Below are 19,470 nucleotides of genomic sequence, written 5' to 3'. Positions count from 1 at the left end.
CGAGCCGCTCGATGGAGATAAGGTAGGCGCGAATCACGGAGGTGGGATGTCGGTCGTGCTGATTGCCGTCGTGGCGCTGTTCTTCGCCGCCATGGGCATTTACGGACTGTTTCGCCCGGGCCAGCTCGCCGACACGGTCGGCATGCTCGCCGATCGAGCCGACGCGCACGCCGAAGTCCGCGCGGTCTACGGCGGCTTCGGCATCGCCGTGGCCGTTGTCCTCGGGCTGGCTGCCGCCGATGTCGGCGACCTCAGATTCGGGGTGTGCATCGCGGTGGCCGCCGCGTTGGGCGGGATGGCGTTCGGCCGGATCTGGTCCTCGTTCACCGAGCCCGCGTCCGCTTTCTACCCAGTCTGGTTCTACTTCATCGTCGAAGTGACCTTGGCCACCCTGCTGACTCTCGCTGTCCTGCTCGACTGAGGTATAGGGAATATTGCTGACGCTAAGAATCTAGTTTCTGGACAGTCGCTATAATTTCCGCGCTGGACACCACCGCCGATATCGGCCATGGTGGAAACCGCTGCCTCCGTAGCTCAGTTGGATAGAGCAAGGGCCTTCTAATCCCTAGGTCGCAGGTTCGATTCCTGCCGGGGGCGCACACATGGGCAACCCTGTGGCCCGCACGTCGATGCGGGTCACAGGGTTTGTTACCCGAACCGGGGAGCGCTCAAACACCACACAGCCAGGAATCGTCGCGATCTCCGGCACCGCGCAACCCCTCGGCCGGGCACGCCGGCGGAAGAAGTCACCGCGGCCCAGACCTCGGGCCTCAGGCGGAGCCGCCGACTCGATCGGCGACATCGGAACGCTGATCGAGCCGGAACACGCACTTCGTTCCGGTGTAGATGCTCGGCATGCACAGGTTGCAGTGTGTGCAGGCCGATCGAGTCGCTTCGTCGGATTGGATGCGGAGCAGCAGGTTCGGCTCGCGTAGCAGGGCTCGGCCCATGGCGACGAACTCGAAGCCCTCGGCCATCGCCTGGCGCATGGTGTCGAGGTTGGTGATGCCGCCGAGCAGGATCAGCGGCATGGACAGCTCGCGGCGGAACTGGCGGGCCCGTTCGAGCAGGTACGCCTCGTGGTACGGGTACTCGCGCAGGAACCCGCGGCCGACCAACCGGAAACCCCAGCGAGCCGGTCCAGGAAGGACTTTCGCGAACTCGCGGCGTGGGGCGTCGCCGTGGAACAGCAGCATCGGGTTCAGCAGCGAGCTTCCCGCCGTCAGTTCGAGGGCGTCCAGCGCACCGTCCTCCTCCAGCCACGCGGCGACCTGGAGCGATTCCGGCACCGTGAGCCCGCCGCGCACGCCGTCTTCCATGTTCAGCTTCGCCGTCACCGCCAGCCTGCCGCCCACGGCTTCGCCCACCGCGCGGGCGATTTCGCGGACGAATCTGGCCCGGTTGGCCGTCGACCCGCCGTAGCGGTCGGTGCGACGGTTCAGTAGCGGGCTGAGAAACGAACTGGCCAGGTAGTTGTGCCCGAAGTGGATCTCCACCGCGTCGAAGCCGGCCTGTTCGGCGAGCTTCGCGGCGTCTGCGTGCGCGGCGACCAGCCCGCGGATCTCGGACTCGCCGGGCACCTTCATCGACCGCATACCGAGCGGACTGAACATGCGGCTCGGCGCGAGCGCGGGCAGCCGGTTGGAGGCGGCATTGGCCACAGGTCCGGCGTGTCCGATCTGCGCGCTGGCCGCCGCGCCTTCGGCGTGCACGGCATCGGTCAGCCTGCGCAGGCCGGGCAGCGCCTCCTCGCGCATCCAGATCTGATGCCGATCGGTGCGCCCGCCCGGCGCGACCGCGCAGTAGGCGACGGTGGTCATGCCGACGCCGCCCGCCGCGGTCTCGCGGTGGAATTCGATCAGTTCGTCGGTGACCAGCGCGTCGGGTGTGCAGCCCTCGAAGGTCGCCGCCTTGATCACCCTGTTGCGCAGGGTGATCGGGCCCAGTGCCGCCGGTGCGAAAACATCGGTCATCGCGCACCGCCTTCCGGCGCGGAGAGTCCGGCGATCACGAAGTCGCGCAAGGTGGCGACGGCGGGCTCCGACAGGTCTCGGTCGCCGGCCCCGAACGACATGATGACGAGGTCGAAGGCAAACGACCAGCGCCGCCTGCTCTCCGGCTCCGCGAGCTCGGGGAGCAGACCGACCCAGGAGTCCATCCGGAACCAGCGCTGCTGCCACAGCAGCGGGTGACGCCCGAGCACCAGTTGCGCGAGCAGCCGCAGATGCAGGCGGCCCGCCGGGTCGGCGGACAGTTCGACGAACGGCTCGATCACCGCGTCGACGATCTCGGGCACCGAACCACGCTCGGCGCTCACCGCCGCGAGGCGGTCGGCCCACAGCGGTCCGAGTCGGTCCTCCAGCAGCGCCGCGACCAGCGCTTCCTTCGATCCGAAGTGGTAGTGCACGGCGGCCGGGTTGGCGCCGGCCTCCGCGCAGATCGCCCGCACGGAGACGTCCTCGTAGCGGTCGGTCAGCAACAACCGCTCGGCCGCGGCGAGCAGCCGCTCGCGGGTGACCGCCGAAACTTTCTGAGCCATGGGTGAAGTAAAACACGTTTCAAACATCGATTCAATCACTGATTGAAATCGCTACCGCGGCGACGGCACGGCCCGTGAAGAACCCCTCGCCCTCGGTGTGGCAACCCGATCCATACGGTTACCGATGGTTTGCTGACTTCGCACGATCTGGTTCCGGAATCAGACCATCTGATGCGAAGGGAGCGAGTCGATGCTTCGATATATCTACTCCGCCGCCGCGGTCTGCTGCGCGGCGACGATCGCCCTGGCCCCCGCAGCGAACGCGGCGCCATCGCCCGAGGACCCCAACGACGCGCGCGGCACGGAGGCAGTGAATCCGGCACTCTCCGCGGGCGTCGACCTGTTTTTGACCTCGGCCCGCCTCGGCGCGAAAGCCATAGCGCTGACCATCGTTCCGATCCACTATTTCCCGTCGTTCGATGCGATCATCACGCGGGAGAGCGGCTGGAATATGTTCGCGGTCAACCCGACCAGCGGCGCCTACGGCCTCGGCCAGGCGCTCCCGCCGGAGAAGATGTCCACCCACGGCCTCGATTGGCGGTTCAACCCCGTCACCCAGCTCCGCTGGACCTACGACTACATGGTCGACCGCTACGGCAGTCCCGACGCGGCCTGGGTGTTCTGGCAGCAGAACCACTGGTACTGACGCGGCGCGTCAGTCCTCGACGGCGAGCGCCTGTCGCATCGTCAGACGTCCCTGCGTCTGCATCAGCGAGCGCCGGTACATCTTCTCCGCGATCAAGACGGTGCCATAGGTCCCCACCGCCATCAGGATCAGCGCGACGACAGGCTCCCACCACGCCGCGGTGCCCTCGGCCAGCCTGGCGGGCATGGCGACGATCGATACGAGCGGGACATAGGAGGCGATCACCAGCCACGTGTCCGTGAGGAAGATGCCCGCGAACAGCACGATCATGATGAGCATCGACATGGGCATCGAGGTGGATTGCAGGTCCTCGCTGCGCGTCGCGAGCGCGCCCGCGACCGCCCACAGACTGGCCAGGGCGAGGAAGCCCACCACGAAGAAGACGACGAACCAGCCCGCCGCGCCCGCGATCGTCGCGACCTGATCGCCCCTTCCGGTGGCGGCCAATCCGATCAGGCCCGCCCCGACGAACAGCGCGAGCTGGGCGAAGGCCATCACGGTGTTGCCGAGCACCTTGCCGATCAGCAACTGCCGCAACGGGATGGCGCTCGCCAGGATCTCCACGATCCGGTTCTGCTTCTCCTCGACCACGCTCTGCGCAATGCTCATGCCGAACAGGATCGACGCGGCGTAGAAGAGGAACGCGAAGACGAAGCTCACGATCCTGGCCAAACCCGGTTCGATCGCGGACCGATCGAGCAGGTCATAGGTCACCGCGCCGCCGCTACCCAACTGCGCAAGGCTCAGGCCCGCGGCGGCGGCATTGCGCTGCACCGCGAGCTGCTGCACGGCGGCGGTGAGATACGTTGCGGCGTCGTCGTTCTGGGCGGAATCACCGATGAGCCGCCAGCCGCCCGGCTCGGCGGGCGTCAAGCCGACCTCGACCTCCTCGTCGCGCACCCGCTGTTCGACTGCCGCCACATCGGGCTGTGGGCGAGCGGTGAAGGTGACCTTCTTGTCGGCGCTCGCCGCCAAATCATTGGCGGTCGCGACGATCTGGTCCGCTCCCGCGCCCGCGACGGCGACGTCGATCTCGTCGGTGCGGTTGCTCATGAAACCGGTGATGGCCAGGGACGCGACGATCGCCACGATCGTGATCACCGTGGACACCAGGAAGTTTCGATCGCGCAGCTTCACCGCGATCTCGCGGGCCGCTACGATCCGCCACACGCCGCGCGGAGCGAAATCCGTACTCATGCCGTCACCTCGCGGTAGATCTCCGACACCGAGGGCCGGACCTCGGCGAGTTCGCGCACCGGGCCGCGGGACAGCGCTTCGCCGAGCAGCGCTTCGGTGGTCGCGCCGTCGAGTTCGAGCAGCACGCTGGAACCGTTGGTCTGCAGCACCCGCACGCCGGCGAAGGCGTGCAGCCAGGCCGGGTCGCCGCCGAGCGCGAGCCGATAGCGGGTCGCACCGGTGGAGCGGAGCTCGTCCACCGAGCCCTGCCCGACGACCCGTCCCGCGGCGAGAATCACCAGCCGATCGCACAGCCGCTCCACCAGATCGAGCTGGTGCGAGGAGAAGAGCACGGGCACGCCCGCGGTCGCGTATTCGCGCAACAGTTCGGCCATCGAATCGACGGCGGACGGGTCGAGACCGGAGAACGGCTCGTCCAGGATCAGCAGCGACGGCTGCGCGATCACCGCCGCGGCGATCTGCACCCGCTGCTGGTTACCCAGCGAGAGGGATTCCAGCTTGTCCCTGGCGCGGTCGCCGAGGTCGAAGCGGTCCAGCAACTCTCGCGCGCGCAGCCGGGCGTCGGCAGCCGTGCGCCCGCGCAGCCTGGCCAGGTAGACGAGCTGCTCGAGCACCGGCTGCTTCGGATACAGGCCGCGTTCCTCGGGCATGTAGCCGAACGACCTGCGGTCGGCGGCGCTCACCGGCCCGCCCTGCCAGCGCAGTTCCCCGCCGTGCACCGCGAGCACGCCCATGATCATGCGCATGGTCGTGGTCTTGCCCGCTCCATTGCCGCCGACGAATCCGGTCAGAGCACCGGGCTCCACGGTGAAGGACACGTCGTTTACCGCGACGACGCCCCCGAACCGGCGCACCAGGTGCGCGACTTCCAACATCGAACTCCCCTTGTCCTCAGCTGTTCCACCCACCCTAGTGCGGCACGGGCGAGTATGGACCGGCCTGCGCACAGTCTTCGGCCGAACGGCGCCGAGCCCGAACAATCACGCGGCAGATCGCAGCTCGCCATGATGTGCAAGCGCGCGGTGACATCGATCCGGCGCGGGCCGCACGACGCTTCAGCCGATTTGCCGCTGTACTCGAGCATCGCGTGGATTCGCAGGCACCCCCGGGCATTTCGGCTCGGTATTGGCCCGTGCAATGCCGGTACGCCTCGGCGCATCGACCGAGGACATGAGGCTTTCCATCGCGGATATCGCGTCAGCCCTGCAGCGCGGGCAGCGGGATGACGATGCCGAACGGCAGGATGATGCCGGGCTGAGGCACTGGAGGCTGGGGCACAACAAGTTCCGGATCGCGAGCGGGCTCTGCCGTGTCATCGGGAGCCGGGGCCGGTACGTGCTCTGGCTCTGGCTCGGGTTCGGAGTTCACCATCGGCGCTTCGGCTTTCGGCTCCGAGTACGGCAGCGATCCACCGGGCTGCGGGCTCCCGGTCCCGCACGCCGGATCCGGCTGGGCGGTCGCGACTTCGGGCTCTCCGGCACGACCGCCGTAGGACCGGCCCGGCGCGATCGGCAGTTCTCCGGGTGCGCCCGGTCGCGGCATCGGAGCCGGAACCGCCTGCGCGCACGGATCGGTTTGCGGCGGTGGGCAGAAGATCCCGCACGGAATCGGCGGCAGACCGGGGATGGTGATCATCACCTGCGCCGGTGCGGGCGGAGAGGGAACGGTCGCGACCGGCGGCGGTTCCGCCGGGGACGGCGTCGACGGCAGGGCGGTATCGCGAGCGGACAGCTCCGGACCGGCCTGGATCACGGGCGCCGAACCCGGCGGAACCAGATCAGGGCCGATCTCGACGCGAGCCGGAGCGCCGCCCGTGCGATACGCCGCCGACCAGCTCAGCACGTCGCGCGCATAGGACACCGAATTGTTGTAGCGCAACACCGCCCGCAACTCCTGCGCCGAATCCAGCAGGTTCGTCCCGCCCGAACACAGATACTTTCCGGCGGCCAGCGACGCGTCGAACACGTTGTGCGGGTCGGCTACTCCGTCACCGTTGCCGTCAGCGGCATACGCGCTCCAGGTACTCGGCAGGAATTGCATGGGCCCTATCGCGCGGACGAATCCGCCGCCTGCGGCCTGGATGATCTCGTTGCCCGGCAGGGTCCCGTCCAGGGCGGGGCCGAAGATCGGCCCGAGTGTCGTCCCCGCCGCGTCGGTACGTCCGCTCGCGGCGTGGCCGGATTCGATCCGGCCGATCCCGGCGAGCAGATTCCACGTCAAGCCGCATCCGGGCATCGAAGACTCCAGCGCCAGCTCGGCATTGCGATACGCCGCCAGCACGATCTCCGGAATGCCCAAGGGGCCGCCGGTATTCGGCAGCGAGATGTCGTGCAACGGCACCGCGCCCGCGAACGCGGGTGACCTCGCCGGAGACACGGCGCGGAGCGTGCGCGGCGAATCCGGTGCGACAGGAAGCAACCCGACGGCCCGTGACAGACCCGCACCGGCGATGTCTTCTGTGCCGTCCCCCGCGGCCGACAGCGCTTCGGAAACTTCGGGCGGGGCGCTGGAACCGGCTTGGTGCACGGCCGAACCCGTGACCACCAGTCCGGCGACGGCCAGCGCCGATGCGGTCAGTGCTGCGGATACACGCATTCGGCTCGACCCATCCTCTACGTCATCGGAGAGCGGCTGTGCTTCCTCGGCGCGCCCCAATGGGGTCGCTGCTACGCGTCTCCCCACCGGGTGCCGCACCGAAGTTCCTCAACCCCCCACCTCCAGAAGAGGAACTTCCATTAACATACACGATGATTTACCGACGCCGAGGCGATACCTCGAAAAGACTTAGCGATTACTTATCCCAAGTCCGACGCTGCTCGATCATCGAGAGCCCCTCGGCATCCAGCTCCGGACACGGCGATACGCGACGGCCGGACCCTCGCCGGGGAAGCATCCGCCGCCGACCGGAATACGTTGCACCGCAGGGCATCCCCGGCATGGTCACCAGTCGACGAGGCCCAGCTCGTGCAGCTTGCGGAAGACGAGCATGGAACCGGGAGCGACATGGTCCATGGCGGCGTACTCGCGCACGGTGAAATACCGGAGTTCGGCGATCTCGCCGCTGGGGTGCGGGTCGCCGTCGAGTTCGGCGGTGAAGCAGGTCATGTGCAGCCGCGTGCCCGGCGCGTGGCCGTACGCCTCGGCCTGGAAGACGCCGAGTTCGGCGCAGGAGGCGACGCCGACGCCGAGTTCCTCCCGCACCTCGCGGTGCAGCGCCGCGACGGGCGTCTCCCCCGCGTCGATCTTGCCGCCCGCCATGTAGAAGACGTCCTTGCCGAGGGATCGCGCCTGCAGCAGACGCCGATCCCGGACATGAGCCAACGCAGCTGTGCGAATCACCGGCCCACCCTACTGACCGGCCCGGGCCGCCGGTCAACCGAATAGGCAGCCGCCCGCCGGTGCGGGCTGGTCGGCCAGGTGTCGGAACGGGTGGCACGAAACCCCGAGTGCGTCCGACGACGGCGCGCGGTGTTCTACAGTCGCCTCACACCGATCCGCATCCGGCCGACACGGCGCGAGGAGGAATCGTGTCCGACGGTTCACGGTCCACCGTCCTGACGAATATCGGCACGCTGGTCACCAACGACCCGGGCTCGGGCGTCGGCCGGCTCGGCGTGCGGCGCGACGCGGCGGTGGTGTTCGCGGACGGGCTGGTCGCCTGGGTGGGTGACGCGCACGAGGCCCCCGTCGCCGACGTACGCGTGGACATGGCGGGCCGGGCGGTGCTGCCCGGATTCGTGGAAAGCCATGCGCACCTGGTGTTCGCCGGGGAACGAGCCGAGGAGTTCGCGGCCAGGATGTCCGGTACCGCCTACGCGGCGGGCGGCATCCGCAGGACCATCGCGGCGACGCGAGCGGCCGACGACGATCGGCTCGCCGCCAACGTCCGGCGGCTGATGGACGAGTCGGTGCGCTCGGGAAGCACGACGGTCGAATGCAAGACCGGCTACGGCCAGACCACCGAGGACGAATTGCGCAGCGCGCTGGTGGCCGGACGCTTCACCGACGAGGTGACCTTGCTGGCCGCGCACGTGCCACCGCCGGAGTACGCCGGGCGAGCGGACGAGTACGTGGAGATGGTGTGCCGGGACATGATTCCGGTGTGCGCGCCGCACGCGAAGTGGATCGATGTGTTCTGCGAGCGGGGCGCGTTCACCCGGGAGCAATCGGAGGCCGTGCTGCGGGCGGGCATGGCGCACGGGCTGATTCCCCGGGTGCACGGCAACCAGCTCGGTCCCGGCCCCGGCGTGGGCTTGGCCGTCGAACTCGGCGCGGCCTCTGTCGACCACGTCAGCTACGTCACCGCCACCGATATCGACGCGCTGGCGGGCAGCGCCACGGTGGCGACACTGCTGCCCGCCGCCGACTTCTGCACCCGCAACAGCTATCCCGACGCCCGCGCCCTGCTCGACGCGGGCATCACCGTCGCGCTGGGCGCGGACTGCAATCCCGGCACGTCGTACACCACGAGCCTGCCGTTCTGCATCGCGCTGGCGGTGCGCGAGCTGCGGATGACACCGGAAGAGGCGGTGTGGTCGGCCACTGCGGGCGGCGCGCGGGCGCTGCGCCGCGACGATGTCGGCAGCCTGCGCGTCGGGGCGCGCGCCGACGCGCTCGCGCTCGACGCCCCGTCCTATCTGCACCTGGCCTACCGGCCCGGCGTGCCGCTCGTGCGTTCGGTGTGGCGCGGCGGAGTCCGCGTCGCCGGATCGGACGCCGCGTGAATCCGCGCCGCACGGTCGATATCGCGCCGCGGCCGTGGACCGGCCGGGTCGACGGCGACGCGCCGGAGCACGCGCGCTGGCATCAGCTGATCCGGCCCTACGATCCGGCGCGAACGGTCGGAAAAGGTTGTGTGCTGATCGGTTTCGCCAGCGACGAGGGCGTCCGCAGGAACAAGGGCCGTCCGGGGGCGGCCGCGGGTCCGGACGCGCTGCGCGGCGCGCTGGCGTCGTTGGCGCTCCCCGAACCGCTCGATCTGGAGGACGCGGGCACCGTCGCGGTCACCGGCTCGGATCTGGAGTCGGGTCAGCGACGGCTGGGCCTTGCCGTGGCGGCCGCACTCGACGCGGGCCGCTTTCCGGTGGTGCTCGGCGGCGGTCACGAGGTCGCCTTCGGCACCTATTCCGGCATCGCGGCGGCCCAGCGGCGCGGCGCGCTGCGGTTGGGCATCCTGAACCTGGACGCCCACTTCGATCTTCGCGCCGATCCGGCGCCGAGCTCGGGCACCCCCTTCCGGCAGATCGCCGAGGCCGAGCGCGCGGCAGGGGCGTCCTACCGCTACGACGTGCTGGGCATCAGCCAACCCGGCAACACCGTCGCACTGTTCGAGACGGCGCGCGGGCTCGGCGTCCGCCATCTGCCCGACGACCGGTGCGGCGTAGGGGACCGCGCGGCCGTGGACGAGTTCGTCGATGCCTTCCTGAACGACGTCGACCTGGTCTATCTCACCATCGACCTCGACGTCCTCCCCGCCGCCGTGGCCCCGGGCGTCAGCGCGCCCGCGGGCTACGGCGTACCGGTGGAGACCGTGCAGCGGGTGTGCGACCGGGTCACGGCCAGCGGGAAACTCGTCGCCGCCGACGTCGCCGAACTCGCGCCGGTCTTCGACATCGACGACCGCACCGCTCGCACGGCCGCGCGGCTCATCCACCGGATCGTCACCGGCCACCGAGCTGTGCACTGAGAGGCGTTGCCCACTGACCGAACCGGACCACCCGACGCCGCACCGACGGCGGGAGGTGAAGCCGGGTACGCGCCCGGGACCGGTCGAGTCGCCTCGGTCCGTCAGCCGCAGACGGCCGCCACGGCGGCGATGAGCAGATCCAGGCCGCGGTCGAGCTCGTCCTCACCGATCGTCAACGGCGGCAACAACTTCACCACCTCGTCGACGGAGCCGGACGTCTCCACCAGCAGTCCGCGATCGAAGGCCACCTGGCAGACCTTGCCCGCCAGCGACGGGTCCTCGAAGACGATGCCGTGCACCAGCCCCCGCCCGCGAGTCGAGACGCCGGGATACGCGGCGGCGACTCGGGCGAGCGCCTTCTCGATCCGCTCGCCCTTGGCCAGAGTGGCCCGCTCGAGCGCGTCGTCGGACCAGTAGTGCCGCAGCGCGACCTCGGCCGTGACGAAGGCGGGGTTGTTGCCGCGGAAGGTGCCGTTGTGCTCGCCGGGCGCCCACTGGTCCAGCTCGGACTTGAAAAGCACCAGCGCCATGGGCAATCCGTAGCCGCCGATCGACTTGGACAGCGTCACGATGTCGGGGGTGATCCCGGCGACCTCGAAGGAGAAGAACGGACCGGTCCGGCCGCAGCCCATTTGCACGTCGTCGACGATCAGCAGAATGCCGCGCGCCCGGCACAGCTCGGCCAGCTCGCGCAGCCACTGCACGCGCGCCACGTTCACCCCGCCCTCGCCCTGCACGGTTTCCACGATCACCGCCGCGGGCTTGTCCACTCCCGAGGAGGGATCGTCGAGCGCCCGCCGCATCCAGTGCAGGTCGTCGCCCGCGCCGAGGTAACCGTCGTAGGGCATCGGCGTGACGTGCACCAGCGGCACTCCCGCGCCCGCCCGCTTGGCGGCGTTGCCGGTCACCGACAGCGCGCCGAGCGACATGCCGTGGAAGGCGTTGGTGAAGTTCAGCACCGGCTGTCTTCCGGTGACCTTGCGAGCCAGTTTGAGCGCGGCCTCCACGGCGTTCGCTCCGGTCGGGCCAGGGAACTGCACCTTGTAGTCCAGGCCGCGCGGAGCGAGCACGGTGTCGCGCAGGGTTTCCAGAAGCCTGCGCTTGGCCACGGTCGACATGTCCAGTCCGTGGGTGATGCCGTCGCCGACGAGGTAATCGATCAGGGCGCGTTTGAGAACCGGATTGTTGTGACCGTAGTTCAGCGCGCCCGCGCCTGCGAAGAAGTCCAGGTAGTCGCGGCCCTGCTCGTCGCGCAGCCAGGCGCCGCTGGCCGTGTCGAACACCGTCGGCCAGGATCGGCAGTACCCACGGACATTCGATTCGAGGGCCTCGAAAATGGTCGACTCGGCGACAGTCATCACGATCCTTCCTGTCGTGCGCGAGCACTCCACAAAATCTGAAGTGACTGTGTTTCTAACATTGGCGCGTCAGGTTCGTCGCACTTTCGGCGAAATCGCGCGGTAACCTACCGCGCGTCGACGAGCGGACAGTAACGTTGACTTCTTGTGCGCTGGAGTGCGGGAGGGGAGGAGCGGCTGGCCGCAGCAACCCAGGCGCGACGCGAGGCGACGCTGTATTGGCGGCTCGCGGTGGCGGGGTTCCGGCGGCAGTCGCAGTACAAGCTGGCGATGTTCGCGGGGCTGTTCACCAACTGCGTGTTCGGGTTGGTGCGCGCCGCGGTGATGCTCGCGGCGGTGCGTGGCGCAGGCGAATTCGGCGGGTACGACGAAGGCACCATCGGCGCCTACGTCTGGCTCTCGCAGGGACTGCTCGGCGCCATGCAATTCATGGGTCCGCCAACGGAGTTGGCGGAACGGGTCAAGAACGGCGACATCGCGATCGACTTCCTGCGCCCGGTCGACATTCAATTCGGCTATCTCGCGGCCGATCTCGGGCGCGCGACGTGCACCATCGTGCCGCGCTTCCTGCCGAGCGTGCTGTTCGGTTTCCTGACCGTCGGGCTCGCGATGCCCACCACGCCCGGACCCTATGTACTCGGGACGATTTCGGTGCTACTGGCCGTCGCACTGTCGTTCCTGCTGCTGTTCGCCATCGGACTGATCGGCTTCTGGGTAGTGGAGACCCGGGGCATCCGGGTGCTGTACCAGATCTGCGGCACCTTCCTCGCCGGCCTCTTCGTGCCGGTGCACATGTTTCCGGACTGGCTGCGCACACTCGCGAACGCCACCCCGTTCCCCTCCATCCTGCAAGCCCCGATCGACGTGCTCTCGGGGCGAATCACCGGCATGGACAGCGTGACCGTGGTTGGCGCACAGCTCTTCTGGGTGCTCGCGATCGCCGTGGTCGGCCGGCTGATGCTGACCGCGGGCCGTCGCAAGCTGGAGGTGCAGGGTGGCTGACGCGTCGCCGATCGCCGTGCCCTCGGGCCGATGGTTCACACCGTATGCCGCGGTGTTGCACTCGCGCATCCGATCCCAGCGCGCCTACCGGCTGTCCTTCGCCAGCGAGGTGTTCAGCGCCTTCCTCATCGGTGTCGTCGAATTCGCCGAGGTGTGGGTCATCTTCCACAACGTGCGGGTGCTCGGCGGGCTCGATCTGCACGCGGCGCTGCTGCTGTTCGGGCTGAGCAACACCACGTTCGCGCTGGCCCAGGTGCTGGTCGGGCATCTGGACACCCTGCCGACGCTGATCAGGATGGGCACACTCGACGCCTACCACTTGCGCCCGCAGCCGCTGTTGCTGCAACTGATCACCGGTGACGTCTCGATGCGCCGATTCGCCCGCGCCGCAGTCGCCATCGCGGTGCTGATCATCGGGTTGCTACAGAACGACATCGATTGGGACGCGTCCGCATTCGTCCTCGTGGTGATGACGCTCTGCTGCGGTATTCTGCTGTTCGGCGGGATCTTCGTCTGCGCGGCCGGGTTGCAGTTCTTCCTGATCGACGGTTCCGAGCTCACCAACAGTTTCACCTACGGCGGGTCGTTCGCCGCGATGCAGCCTGCCTCGGTATTTCCGCTGCCGCTGAAACTGTTGTTCGGATTCGCCGTCCCGGTCGCGTTCACGGCGTACCTGCCCACCATCGCCCTGCTCGGGTTGCCCGGCCCGCCACTGCTGCCGTCCTGGCTGGCCTGGCTGACTCCGCTGGCGACGCTGTGGATATGGCTGCTGGCACTCGGTTTGTGGCGGCTCGGGACGAGGCACTACCAGGGAGGCGGGGGGTAAGCGTGGCGGACAGCGACTTATCTGACGCGATCATCGATATCGAGAATCTGACAAGGCAATTCACGCTGTATCGCAAGCACGGTCGCCGATGGCGCAGGCAGCGCGACATCCTCACCGCGGTCGACGGGATGACCTTCCGAATCGAACGCGGCGCGGCCGTCGGTTACATCGGGGCGAACGGGGCGGGGAAATCCACCACCATCAAAATGCTCACCGGCATTCTGGTCCCCTCCACCGGGCGGGTGCGCACCTGCGGCCTGGATCCGGTCCGGCAGCGGCGCCAGCTGGCGAGCCGCATCGGGGTGGTGTTCGGCCAGCGGTCCCAGCTGTGGTGGGATCTGCCACTGCGCGAATCGTTCACGATCCTGGCCGCCATCCACCGGCTGGAACCCGACATCACCCGCAAGCGCACCTACGAACTGGTCGAGCAACTGGAGATGGCCGAGACGCTGGACACGCCGGTGCGTCAACTCTCGCTGGGGCAGCGGATGCGCGCCGAGGTCGCCGCGGCGCTGCTGCACTCCCCTGAGCTGGTGATCCTGGACGAACCGACGATCGGCCTCGACGTGCTGTCCAAACAACGGCTGCGGGAGTTCCTGCGCGCCGAGCGGGCCGACCGCGGCACCACATTGCTGCTCACCACCCACGATATGGGCGATATCGAAAGGCTCTGCGACCGCGTGCTCGTCGTCGACCACGGCAGGCTGGTCTACGACGGTTCGCTCGCCGGACTCGGGGCGACGGTGGGCGCGCGCCGCGTGCTGGTGGTGGATCTCACCGAGCCCGCCGCGGATCTGCGCGAGCTGCCGCCGGGCGCGGAACTGCTCACCAGCGAGGCCGACGGCATGCGCCAGCGCCTGGCCTTCGACGCCGAATCCATCACCGCCGCACAGCTGCTCGCCGCCGTGTCGGATCGGGTCGAGGTACGAGATCTGTCGATCGAGGAGCCCGGCATCGAAGACGTGGTCCGCCGCATATACGAATCCGCCCGCTGACGAGTCGGCGGGCGGATTCGCGGTGATCGGTTCGATCGGGGGTTACGGCTCGCGCGATCCCTGGTCGAGCCGGAACGGCGGGTACTCGTCACGCATCAGCGAGGCGTATGCCTGCAACCGGATCGCCCACCGGTTGATGCCGACGACGAAGTCGTACAGGCCCTGCGGGTAGCGAGCGGTGAACAGCAGCGCGATCAGCGCCACCGCCAGCAGGAGGTAGATCACCGGCCAGGTCACCACCAGATCCCAGGCCTGGGAGCCGTCGTCCTGCACCGCGTTGCCGATCGCACCGCTCATCAGCGCGCCGATGATCAGATAGTGCGGGATGGCGAGCAGCCACCATTTGATCAAAACCAGGCCGCGATGCAGGGTTTCAGGATAGTCGACCTCGAGATCGGCCGGATAGTCCGCGTCCTGCCGCAAATGGAACGGCGGATACTTGTCGGTGCCGAGCACGGTCAGCGCGTAGAAGCTGACCCGCCAATTCCACCGCATCACACCGACATTGAAGTCGAACAGGCCGCGCGGATACTTTCCGGTGAACAAGATCGCGAAGAACGCGATCACCGAAACCACGAAGTACGCGATGTGCAGGAAGAACAGCACGATGTAGTGCGGGATGGCCAGTATCCACTTCACCAGCCACATCCATCGCGACAGACCGGGATCGAGATCCCCGCGGACGCGAATCGGATTCGCTGCGACCACCGGCTTCTCGGGTTCCATTTCCATGATCGACGCTCCTTAATTTCACAGGGCCACTGTGAGGTATCTCATAATTGTCCAGCACCCCCTGAGCGGTTAGGCCACGATGCGATACCGACACGCCAACAAAAACGACCGACCAGCCTGACGAGTACGTTGCGAAAGGCAAGCGCGGCCGCGATACTTGCTGGCGTTTGGATCGAAAACCGTTGTGTTTGGGGGGAATCCGATCATGCGAAACTCTCGTCGCCTCGTGTTCGTCGCCGGCCTGCTGCTGATCGCGGTGCTCGCGATCTCGGTGAGCGGCTGCGGCTCGAGCAAGAAACGGCGCCACTCGTCCTCCGGGCCGGTGGCCACGGCGACCACCGCCGCGGCAGATGCCTTCCGCACCTGCGAGGACGCCTGGGCGGCGGGTAGGGCTCCGCTGCGCCGCCATGACCCCGGCTACTCGGCGCAACTGGATCGCCTGGACGGCAAGGAGGACGGCGTCGCCTGCCTGGTGCGCTCCACCACCGCGCCCCAGCGCTGATTCGACGCCGTACGCCGGAGTCGATTGACGCCGCGCCCCGGCGCTGATGCGACGCCGCACGCCAGCGCTGATGCGACGCCGCACGCCCGAGCCGAATCGACGGGCCCGGCCATCATGCGACGCCATCAGCCGGTGCCGCGTCGACGGTCGAGTAGCGGCTCCGATTCCGCGCGACGATCGATAGATGACAACGCCTCGGCGCGGAATCCGCGGTACGCCAGAAGCTGAACGAGCGATCATCCACCTGCGCAGGTCCCCATCGCCACCACAGGGCGGCGGCTGAGCGCGCCGACTGTCCCGCCGCAAATACCGCGCCGACCGCGGCTGGACCGGCGGACCGTCCGGGGCTTGTACTATCGGCAGACGTGATGTTCGGTGCGATACGGGGCCCCGGTATGCGGGCAGTGATCGCCTGCGTCTTCGCCGCGTGGGCGCTCGCCATGGCGCTGCCGGACTGTCACCTGTTCACACCCGCCGCCACCATTCACGCGCACATCGAATCCTCCGGTCCCGGCGTCGCGTCGCAGGTGGTGCCGTGGGCGGGCGCCGACCCGCACCAGCATGTCGCCGAACCGGACCGGCACCTGCCCACCGACGCGGTGATCGCGGCGCTCCCCCGGTCCGGTCCGTCACTCCAGGAACTGCTGCTCGTCGGCCTCGCGCTGCTGCTCGTGCTGCCCTTGACCGCCGGGCTCGGCGTCGGTCCGCGTGCGCCGCCCGTCGCCACCCTTCCGGTCCGTCGCGGCCGGGATCTGCTCACTCGATTCGGCATCGATCGGAACTGATCGGTCAGCGTCAGGTCGTGGCCTGCCGGGGCCCGGCCGGTGTTCGTGCGTTCCCGCACCACACCCTCGCTGCCACAGCGACCGCACAGAATCGATGATTCCTCATGACTGCTGCACTGCGGAACGATGCCGTGTTGAATCCCGCTCTGCTCGAAGCGAATTCGGAACCACTGCCCAGCCCTGCGAGTCTGCTCACCACCGCGGGCCGCTGCCCGCGCCCGGCCACCATGGTCGGCAACACCCCCGTCCTCTGGATCACCGAACCGCTCGCGCCGACGGGTCGCGGATTCTGGGCCAAATTGGAAGGCGCCAACCCGGGCGGCATGAAGGACCGGCCCGCGCTGCACATGGTCGAACGCGCCGCCGCCCGCGGCGAGCTGACACCGGGCGCGCCGATCGTCGAGTCCACCAGCGGCACCCTCGGCCTCGGCCTCGCCCTGGCCGGGATGGTGCACCGCCACCCGGTCACGGTGGTCACCGATCCGGGCTTGGAGCCGATCATGCACCACATGCTGGCGGCCTACGGCGCGCGAGTGGAGACGGTGACCGAACCGCACCCCGTCGGCGGCTGGCAGCAGGCACGCCGCGATCGCGTCGCCGAACTGCTCGCCGCCGATCCGCGCGCCTGGTGCCCCGACCAGTACCGCAACCCCGACAACCGCGCCGCGTACGAATCGCTGGCCATGGAACTCGTCGCGCAACTCGGCCGCGTCGACGTGCTGGTCTGCTCGGTCGGCACCGGCGGCCACTCCTCGGGCGTCGCACGCGCGCTGCGCCGCTACTTCCCGCACCTGCGGCTGGTCGGCGTGGACACCGTCGCGTCCACCATCTTCGGCCAGCCCGCCGGACCGCGGCTGATGCGCGGACTCGGTTCGAGCATCCACCCCGACAACGTCGACTATCCAGCGTTCGACGAGGTCCACTGGATCGCGCCCGCCGAGGCGGTGTGGGCCTGCCGCGCGCTGGCCGCCACCCACCACGCCAGCGGCGGGTGGAGCGTCGGCGCCGTCGCGCTGGTCGCCGGGTGGCTGGCCCGCACCGGCGAGCCGGACGCGCGCATCGCCGCCGTCTTCCCGGATGGACCGCTGCGCTACTTCGACACCGTCTACAACGACGCGTATTGCCGGGAGCACGGTCTGCTCGGCATCGAACCGCCGACCGACCCCGCCACGATCGGACACCCCTACGCCGAGGTGGTCGACTCGTGGACCCGGTGCACGACTGTCCTCGATCCGAAGCAGCACGCACCTGATCCCACCCAGCACCGATCCGATTCACACCTCCAGGAGCTCACCGTGCCCAGCGACAACCCGGTGGCCGCCCGTCGGCCCGACACCACCGCGCCGGGGGCCGCGCGATGAGGGATGTCTACGCGACCTATCGCGGTTTCGGCAGGCCGAGCCGGATGCTGATGGTCAACCAATTCGCCATCAACACCGGTTTCTTCATGCTCATGCCTTACCTGGCCGGTTATATGGCGGGCCCGCTCGGACTCGCCGCGTGGGCGATCGGGCTGGTGCTCGGCATCAGGAACTTCTCCCAGCAGGGCATGTTCCTGGTCGGCGGCACCCTGGCCGACCGGCTGGGGTACAAACCGCTGATCGTGGCCGGATGTCTGCTGCGCACCGGCGGTTTCGCGCTGCTCGCCTTCGCCGACACGCTGCCCGCGCTACTGATCGCCTCGGCCGCAACCGGTTTCGCGGGAGCGCTGTTCAATCCGGCGGTGCGCGCGTACCTCGCCGTCGACTCCGGCGAGCGACGGGTCGAGGCGTTCGCGGTGTTCAACATCTTCTATCAGGCGGGCATCCTGTTCGGCCCGATCCTCGGACTGGCGTTGATGGCCTTCGATTTCCGCGCCACCGCCGCGGGCGCGGCCGCGGTGTTCGGCCTGCTCACCATCGCCCAGCTGCGCGCGCTGCCGCAGCACCGGGCCGAACCGAAAACCGCCTCGGTGCTGGACGATTGGCGAGTGGTGCTGGCCAACCGCCCCTTCCTGCTGTTCTCCGCGGCGATGATCGGCTGCTACGTGCTCTCGTTCCAGGTGTACCTCGCGCTGCCCATGCAGGCCGCCCGCATCGTCGGCAACGGGTCGGCCACTGCCCTCATGACGGCGGTGTTCGTGGTCTCGGGCGTGATCGCCATCGCGGGGCAACTGCGCATCACCCGCTGGTTCTCCGCCCGCTGGGGCCGCCCGCGCAGCCTGGTGTTCGGCATGGCGATCCTGGCGGCGGCGTTCGTCCCGCTGCTGCTGGTCCCCGGCGTCGCACTGGGCGTCCCCGCCGCGGTGGGCGCGCTGCTGCTCACGGCCGCGGTGCTGGGTGTCGGTGCGGCGGCGGTCTTTCCGTTCGAGATGGACACCGTCGTCGCGCTCTGCGGCGACCGCCTGGTCGCCACGCACTACGGCCTGTACAACACCGTCGTCGGCACCGGCATCCTGCTGGGCAATCTGGGCACCGGCACGGTTCTGGACGCGGCCCGCTCGGCGGGACTGAGCTCGCTGGCCTGGGCCGCGCTGATCGCCATCGGCGCGGCCTCCGCCGCGGGACTGTACGGACTCGCCCGCTCCGGCCGGCTGAACGCACCGACCCCGGCGACTCTCGCGGCCACGACGTAGCGGTTTCGGCTCCCCCGGGAAGTGGAGGTCCGCCCTCAGCTGGGCGCCTCCCCCTGGGCGGAGTACAGGCTGACCTCGCCTTCCTCGCCGAGGAACGCGTTGACCAGCATGATCCGGTTGATCCGCAGCTCCTCGGGATCGGGCGCGCTGGTGGTGATGGAGATCTGCGGGATCACGGCCCAGTTCACCACGTAGCGCTCCGGTGGACCGTCGTCGTCGGACAGCCGTGCGAGCCGGAACACCGAGACCGTCTTGCGGACGATGAGGTTGCGCACGACTTCAGCAATTCGCTCGGGATCTTCCAGCGCGAACATGAAGCCGAATGTGAGCTCCGGCGATGACACATAGGCGGGCACGAACATCGAGGCTAGTCCATCGCACCGGGGCGCGCAGCCGCCGCGCCGCAACGATAACTGGAGATGCGCCAATGGATCAGTTCACTTTGGGCAAAGGTGGATTTCGGGTGACCGCACCGTAACGGACGGTAACGATTTCCAACTGGCGCATGGATTTTTACACCATACTGTTGCGCCGATTCGACTATCGCGCTTTCCTGAAAGTGTCCCGATTTGTCGGGCCGTCTTCCTC

At 68.6% G+C, this 19,470-nt stretch carries 20 protein-coding genes and 1 tRNA gene; 12 read left to right on the top strand and 9 right to left on the bottom strand.

The features are described 5' to 3' along the window. The first annotated feature begins 46 nt into the window (after nucleotides 1-46). Together AC3ERS_RS01350 and AC3ERS_RS01345 are read left to right on the top strand one after the other, a co-directional pair. The gene (locus tag AC3ERS_RS01350; RefSeq protein WP_431962582.1) at nucleotides 47-421 is read left to right on the top strand and encodes a DUF4345 family protein; all 375 of its coding nucleotides are present in this window, start codon (nucleotides 47-49) and stop codon (nucleotides 419-421) included. 102 nt (nucleotides 422-523) lie between these two features. Beyond that, nucleotides 524-597, top strand: a tRNA-Arg gene (locus AC3ERS_RS01345). 173 nt (nucleotides 598-770) lie between these two features. Here AC3ERS_RS01345 and AC3ERS_RS01340 read toward each other — a convergent pair. Next, nucleotides 771-1,973, bottom strand: coding sequence for an NADH:flavin oxidoreductase (locus AC3ERS_RS01340; RefSeq protein ID WP_431962580.1), 1,203 nt, complete (start codon nucleotides 1,971-1,973; stop codon nucleotides 771-773). Beyond that, nucleotides 1,970-2,539: a TetR family transcriptional regulator gene (locus AC3ERS_RS01335; RefSeq protein ID WP_431962578.1), complete on the bottom strand. Its 570-nt coding sequence runs from the start codon at nucleotides 2,537-2,539 to the stop codon at nucleotides 1,970-1,972. Before AC3ERS_RS01335 ends, AC3ERS_RS01340 begins: the two co-directional genes overlap by 4 nt. A gap of 190 nt (nucleotides 2,540-2,729) precedes the next feature. Between AC3ERS_RS01335 and AC3ERS_RS01330 the strand changes: the two genes are divergently transcribed. Then, the gene (locus AC3ERS_RS01330) at nucleotides 2,730-3,185 is read left to right on the top strand and encodes an aggregation-promoting factor C-terminal-like domain-containing protein (RefSeq protein WP_431962576.1); all 456 of its coding nucleotides are present in this window, start codon (nucleotides 2,730-2,732) and stop codon (nucleotides 3,183-3,185) included. Nucleotides 3,186-3,194: 9 nt separating this feature from the next. Here AC3ERS_RS01330 and AC3ERS_RS01325 read toward each other — a convergent pair whose 3' ends face one another. From AC3ERS_RS01325 to AC3ERS_RS01310, 4 genes are all read right to left on the bottom strand, one after another. Then, nucleotides 3,195-4,382 (bottom strand): ABC transporter permease, encoded by a 1,188-nt coding sequence (locus AC3ERS_RS01325; protein ID WP_431962575.1) that lies wholly within the window; start codon nucleotides 4,380-4,382, stop codon nucleotides 3,195-3,197. Beyond that, complete coding sequence (locus tag AC3ERS_RS01320; protein ID WP_431962573.1) at nucleotides 4,379-5,257, bottom strand: ABC transporter ATP-binding protein; 879 nt, start codon at nucleotides 5,255-5,257, stop codon at nucleotides 4,379-4,381. Before AC3ERS_RS01320 ends, AC3ERS_RS01325 begins: the two co-directional genes overlap by 4 nt. 322 nt (nucleotides 5,258-5,579) lie before the next feature. Then, nucleotides 5,580-6,977, bottom strand: a complete 1,398-nt coding sequence (locus AC3ERS_RS01315) for a lytic transglycosylase domain-containing protein (protein WP_431962571.1) — start codon at nucleotides 6,975-6,977, stop codon at nucleotides 5,580-5,582. A gap of 345 nt (nucleotides 6,978-7,322) precedes the next feature. Then, complete coding sequence (locus tag AC3ERS_RS01310; protein ID WP_431962569.1) at nucleotides 7,323-7,721, bottom strand: NUDIX hydrolase; 399 nt, start codon at nucleotides 7,719-7,721, stop codon at nucleotides 7,323-7,325. A 185-nt stretch (nucleotides 7,722-7,906) separates the two neighbouring features. On the opposite strand from AC3ERS_RS01310, the gene hutI reads away from it, so the two are divergent. Then, on the top strand, nucleotides 7,907-9,106 hold the full coding sequence (gene hutI / locus AC3ERS_RS01305) for an imidazolonepropionase (RefSeq protein WP_431963557.1): 1,200 nt from the start codon (nucleotides 7,907-7,909) through the stop codon (nucleotides 9,104-9,106). Next, nucleotides 9,103-10,068 carry a formimidoylglutamase gene (gene hutG / locus AC3ERS_RS01300; RefSeq protein ID WP_431962567.1) on the top strand — a complete coding sequence of 322 codons (966 nt, stop codon included), beginning with the start codon at nucleotides 9,103-9,105 and terminating at the stop codon, nucleotides 10,066-10,068. The genes hutI and hutG overlap by 4 nt, the downstream gene beginning before the upstream one ends. Nucleotides 10,069-10,169: 101 nt before the next feature. Here the strand turns inward: hutG and ectB are convergent, their stop codons facing one another. Beyond that, nucleotides 10,170-11,426, bottom strand: a complete 1,257-nt coding sequence (ectB, locus tag AC3ERS_RS01295; protein ID WP_431962565.1) for a diaminobutyrate--2-oxoglutarate transaminase — start codon at nucleotides 11,424-11,426, stop codon at nucleotides 10,170-10,172. 147 nt (nucleotides 11,427-11,573) lie between these two features. Here ectB and AC3ERS_RS01290 point away from each other — a divergent pair, with 147 nt between their 5' ends. From AC3ERS_RS01290 to AC3ERS_RS01280, 3 genes are all read left to right on the top strand, one after another. Beyond that, entirely contained in the window at nucleotides 11,574-12,428 is an 855-nt protein-coding gene (locus AC3ERS_RS01290) for an ABC transporter permease (RefSeq protein WP_431962563.1), read from the top strand. Next, complete coding sequence (locus AC3ERS_RS01285; protein ID WP_431962561.1) at nucleotides 12,421-13,254, top strand: ABC transporter permease; 834 nt, start codon at nucleotides 12,421-12,423, stop codon at nucleotides 13,252-13,254. Before AC3ERS_RS01290 ends, AC3ERS_RS01285 begins: the two co-directional genes overlap by 8 nt. Nucleotides 13,255-13,382: 128 nt before the next feature. After that, entirely contained in the window at nucleotides 13,383-14,249 is an 867-nt protein-coding gene (locus tag AC3ERS_RS01280; RefSeq protein WP_431963555.1) for an ABC transporter ATP-binding protein, read from the top strand. Between the two features lie 42 nt (nucleotides 14,250-14,291). Here AC3ERS_RS01280 and AC3ERS_RS01275 read toward each other — a convergent pair whose 3' ends face one another. Next, nucleotides 14,292-14,981 carry a DUF4389 domain-containing protein gene (locus tag AC3ERS_RS01275; RefSeq protein WP_431962559.1) on the bottom strand — a complete coding sequence of 230 codons (690 nt, stop codon included), beginning with the start codon at nucleotides 14,979-14,981 and terminating at the stop codon, nucleotides 14,292-14,294. 205 nt (nucleotides 14,982-15,186) lie between these two features. Here AC3ERS_RS01275 and AC3ERS_RS01270 point away from each other — a divergent pair, with 205 nt between their 5' ends. The 4 genes from AC3ERS_RS01270 (at nucleotide 15,187) to AC3ERS_RS01255 (ending at nucleotide 18,882) form a co-directional block, all read left to right on the top strand. Beyond that, complete coding sequence (locus tag AC3ERS_RS01270; protein ID WP_431962557.1) at nucleotides 15,187-15,483, top strand: excalibur calcium-binding domain-containing protein; 297 nt, start codon at nucleotides 15,187-15,189, stop codon at nucleotides 15,481-15,483. A gap of 395 nt (nucleotides 15,484-15,878) precedes the next feature. Next, nucleotides 15,879-16,268, top strand: coding sequence for a putative copper homeostasis (lipo)protein LpqS (gene lpqS, locus AC3ERS_RS01265; protein ID WP_431962555.1), 390 nt, complete (start codon nucleotides 15,879-15,881; stop codon nucleotides 16,266-16,268). A 104-nt stretch (nucleotides 16,269-16,372) separates the two neighbouring features. Beyond that, nucleotides 16,373-17,629: a PLP-dependent cysteine synthase family protein gene (locus tag AC3ERS_RS01260; RefSeq protein WP_431962553.1), complete on the top strand. Its 1,257-nt coding sequence runs from the start codon at nucleotides 16,373-16,375 to the stop codon at nucleotides 17,627-17,629. Beyond that, nucleotides 17,626-18,882, top strand: coding sequence for an MFS transporter (locus tag AC3ERS_RS01255; RefSeq protein WP_431962551.1), 1,257 nt, complete (start codon nucleotides 17,626-17,628; stop codon nucleotides 18,880-18,882). The genes AC3ERS_RS01260 and AC3ERS_RS01255 overlap by 4 nt, the downstream gene beginning before the upstream one ends. Before the next feature lie 35 nt (nucleotides 18,883-18,917). On the opposite strand, the gene AC3ERS_RS01250 is transcribed toward AC3ERS_RS01255, so the two are convergent. Next, complete coding sequence (locus tag AC3ERS_RS01250; RefSeq protein WP_431962549.1) at nucleotides 18,918-19,196, bottom strand: hypothetical protein; 279 nt, start codon at nucleotides 19,194-19,196, stop codon at nucleotides 18,918-18,920. Nucleotides 19,197-19,470: the final 274 nt, after the last annotated feature.

Source organism: Nocardia sp. bgisy134 (assembly GCF_057708325.1).
The sequence above is the reverse complement of the archived record's forward strand: the minus strand, read 5'-3'. Positions and strand labels throughout refer to the sequence as shown.

What these genes read in the sequence shown, in the direction of transcription:
- AC3ERS_RS01350 (WP_431962582.1), top strand. Translation starts at nt 47, where the DNA reads ATGTCGGTCGTGCTGATTGCCGTCGTGGCGCTGTTCTTCGCCGCCATG.
- AC3ERS_RS01340 (WP_431962580.1), bottom strand. Translation starts at nt 1,973, where the DNA reads ATGACCGATGTTTTCGCACCGGCGGCACTGGGCCCGATCACCCTGCGC.
- AC3ERS_RS01335 (WP_431962578.1), bottom strand. Translation starts at nt 2,539, where the DNA reads ATGGCTCAGAAAGTTTCGGCGGTCACCCGCGAGCGGCTGCTCGCCGCG.
- AC3ERS_RS01330 (WP_431962576.1), top strand. Translation starts at nt 2,730, where the DNA reads ATGCTTCGATATATCTACTCCGCCGCCGCGGTCTGCTGCGCGGCGACG.
- AC3ERS_RS01325 (WP_431962575.1), bottom strand. Translation starts at nt 4,382, where the DNA reads ATGAGTACGGATTTCGCTCCGCGCGGCGTGTGGCGGATCGTAGCGGCC.
- AC3ERS_RS01320 (WP_431962573.1), bottom strand. Translation starts at nt 5,257, where the DNA reads ATGTTGGAAGTCGCGCACCTGGTGCGCCGGTTCGGGGGCGTCGTCGCG.
- AC3ERS_RS01315 (WP_431962571.1), bottom strand. Translation starts at nt 6,977, where the DNA reads ATGCGTGTATCCGCAGCACTGACCGCATCGGCGCTGGCCGTCGCCGGA.
- ectB (WP_431962565.1), bottom strand. Translation starts at nt 11,426, where the DNA reads ATGACTGTCGCCGAGTCGACCATTTTCGAGGCCCTCGAATCGAATGTC.
- AC3ERS_RS01280 (WP_431963555.1), top strand. Translation starts at nt 13,383, where the DNA reads ATGACCTTCCGAATCGAACGCGGCGCGGCCGTCGGTTACATCGGGGCG.
- AC3ERS_RS01275 (WP_431962559.1), bottom strand. Translation starts at nt 14,981, where the DNA reads ATGGAAATGGAACCCGAGAAGCCGGTGGTCGCAGCGAATCCGATTCGC.
- AC3ERS_RS01270 (WP_431962557.1), top strand. Translation starts at nt 15,187, where the DNA reads ATGCGAAACTCTCGTCGCCTCGTGTTCGTCGCCGGCCTGCTGCTGATC.
- lpqS (WP_431962555.1), top strand. Translation starts at nt 15,879, where the DNA reads ATGCGGGCAGTGATCGCCTGCGTCTTCGCCGCGTGGGCGCTCGCCATG.
- AC3ERS_RS01260 (WP_431962553.1), top strand. Translation starts at nt 16,373, where the DNA reads ATGACTGCTGCACTGCGGAACGATGCCGTGTTGAATCCCGCTCTGCTC.
- AC3ERS_RS01255 (WP_431962551.1), top strand. Translation starts at nt 17,626, where the DNA reads ATGAGGGATGTCTACGCGACCTATCGCGGTTTCGGCAGGCCGAGCCGG.
- AC3ERS_RS01250 (WP_431962549.1), bottom strand. Translation starts at nt 19,196, where the DNA reads ATGTTCGCGCTGGAAGATCCCGAGCGAATTGCTGAAGTCGTGCGCAAC.